We start from the raw sequence: 2,450 nt of genomic DNA, 5'->3' as shown, positions 1-2,450 counted from the left end.
GTCCAGCGATGATTACGCATTTGAGACCGGCTGTCCGTCGCGTGATTTTGTACAAGCCCTTGAACCGACGTTAGATCCCTTTTGCTGGGCCAATCCTCGTTCAGTTCCATTTTGGGGTTCGATGCTTCTTCGCTAGTCTGACTTAAGGGTCAGCCCAAGGCGTGTCAACATTTGTCTCATAGTGTTTGATGGACAAAACGACAAATTTAGAATTACTGACACTCCGTTACACCTGATTAGCAACGACGCGAATTCGGTCGCTGTCGACTCTGTGATATATAATGAGCGCGTGAATTGCCGACAATAATTCCGTGACGAGCCGATGTAACAGCGTGCTCGAGGATCCGGATAGCAACAGATTATAAGTGTAGTCGGTCAGAAAGTCGGTGTGTGATGAGTGCCAGAGAAAGAGCGGCCTCACAGGAAAGCCTGAGATCGGAATTCATCGAGAAGCTCTCTGATCGAGGCGAGGCTGTGAGCATCGACTATTTACTCAACGAAACTTCCGTTGAGAGCCGGAGAGAAGCGAAGCAGGTTCTCCGGACGATGATCGACGAGGGGATGATCTCGACCACTCCTGGTTTCAAATATAAGCTTGCAAGTGACGTTTCTGCGACCGCATAGCATCGTTTTAGATGACAGCGGATTTTCCACGTGATCGCCGCCCCTCAGATCTCGATCAAGATTTGAGTTCCGGGTATGATCCAGAAAAAGAGTCAGAAAAGAGTGTAGATCGCGATACGGAAGATCAAAGGCGTCCATTCGAGCGAGACAGGGACCGAATCCTGTACAGTCGAGAATTCCGTCGGCTCAAGGATGTCACGCAGGTCGCTCGCGCAGGCGAGTCATATCTGTATCACGACCGATTGACTCACTCACTGAAGGTCGCACAGGTTGGGCGTAGGCTCGCTGAACTGCTTGAGAAATTCTATGACGCCGAGTTCGAGAATCTCGATAATTATCTCGACCCTGAAGTTGTCGAGACAGCGTCTCTGGCTCATGACATCGGTCACCCACCGTTCGGTCACGAGATTGAAGAGCTTCTTGACGACAAGGTGCGCGAAAAGTCGGGAGAGGATGGAGTAGAGGAAAACTTTGAAGACACGGAAGGTGACGGAAGAAATGGTGAAGAGGGGGAGACCAACAGAGACCACGATAGTGAGGAACAAGACGAATCAAAGATTCAGGGGTTCGAGGGGAATGCACAGTCGTTCCGTGCCGTGACTCGCTTGGGATCCCATCGCTCAGGTATCGAAGGTATTGACCTGACTAGGGCGACTCTCAACGCCATACAAAAGTATCCTTGGTCAAGAGCGGCAGATGCTAAAACGGACGAAGACACAGACGACAAGTGGGGATACTATCCGTCGGAAGAGGGGTATTTCGAGTTCGCGCGAGCTGGGACCGCCGACGGCCGGAACAAGATCCTTGAGGCGGAAATAATGGATTACGCGGATGACCTGACGTATGCGATTCATGACGTGGAGGATTTTTACCGAAGTGGGCTGCTCCCCTTCGACCAATTGCTGCGTGAGGCAGGAGAACTCCGCAATCAGCTCCCAGACGACTTTGGTGAAGACGACGACATTGGGCAGCACACCGAATTGCTCCGATCCTATGCCAAGTCGTACGACATGAAACTCCACGATTTCGGCCAGTACATTAACGACGACACCAATGTCGAAGCGTCGATTGAGGATGTCCTCTCTTTCTTCGTTGAACTTCGCGATTTTGCGACGGTCGTCGAAGAGTTCTACACGCCATACGAGGGGACCCAGTCGGAACGTAACCTCCTGAACGAGTTTTCGTCGTCCATGATCAGTTGGTATCTGGAGGCGACTGAAGATGATCCCGGAGACAGAGAATACGTCGAACTTGGTGAGCATGACGAAGATGGTAATCCGACACTGCTCGTGGACAACGATCTACGACAAGAGATTGAGATTCTAAAACAGCTGACCTTCTACTACGTCATCAGTAATCCAACTCTCAGAGGACAGCAGAAAGGACAGATTCAGGTCATCGACGAGTTGTTCGAACTGTTGTACGACGAAGCGGCACCAAAATCGGTTGACACGTCAGCAATACTGGAACCATATCGTGAACGATTGAATGATACCGACGAGGACGACGATACTGCACGGGCACGCATCGTAGCCGACATGATCTCAAACATGCCTGAGACACAGGCCATAGAAATGTATGAACGAATGTCAGGAGCACGGCCCGGATCCCTCCAAGACACGATTATGCGGCAATAGAGGTCTTCCAAAGCGCTATTTATTTCTAAATTTAGCCAGCGAGGTATCGACGTCGATCATCTTCAGGTGCGTCTCGTCGTTACGTGACGCCGAATCGTAATTAGATGATCTATGCGTCTCCCCCCTGGTCGAATATGCTCTCAATAGTGGGCATATCTTACTGACTTTCATCGCTTCCTAGACTGTCAT

Annotated in this window: 2 protein-coding genes; both read left to right on the top strand. The window is 50.6% G+C overall.

Annotated features, from left to right (window positions below; genetic code table 11):
* The first annotated feature begins 393 nt into the window (after positions 1–393).
* Positions 394–624: a hypothetical protein gene (locus tag EXE42_RS15015; RefSeq protein WP_121563894.1), complete on the top strand. Its 231-nt coding sequence runs from the start codon at positions 394–396 to the stop codon at positions 622–624.
* An 11-nt stretch (positions 625–635) separates the two neighbouring features.
* On the top strand, positions 636–2,261 hold the full coding sequence (locus EXE42_RS15010) for a deoxyguanosinetriphosphate triphosphohydrolase family protein (protein WP_199240764.1): 1,626 nt from the start codon (positions 636–638) through the stop codon (positions 2,259–2,261).
* Positions 2,262–2,450: the final 189 nt, after the last annotated feature.

The organism is Halorubrum sp. SP3, assembly GCF_005435195.1.
GTDB classification, from domain to species: Archaea; Halobacteriota; Halobacteria; order Halobacteriales; family Haloferacaceae; genus Halorubrum; species Halorubrum sodomense.
The sequence above is the reverse complement of the archived record's forward strand: the minus strand, read 5'-3'. Positions and strand labels throughout refer to the sequence as shown.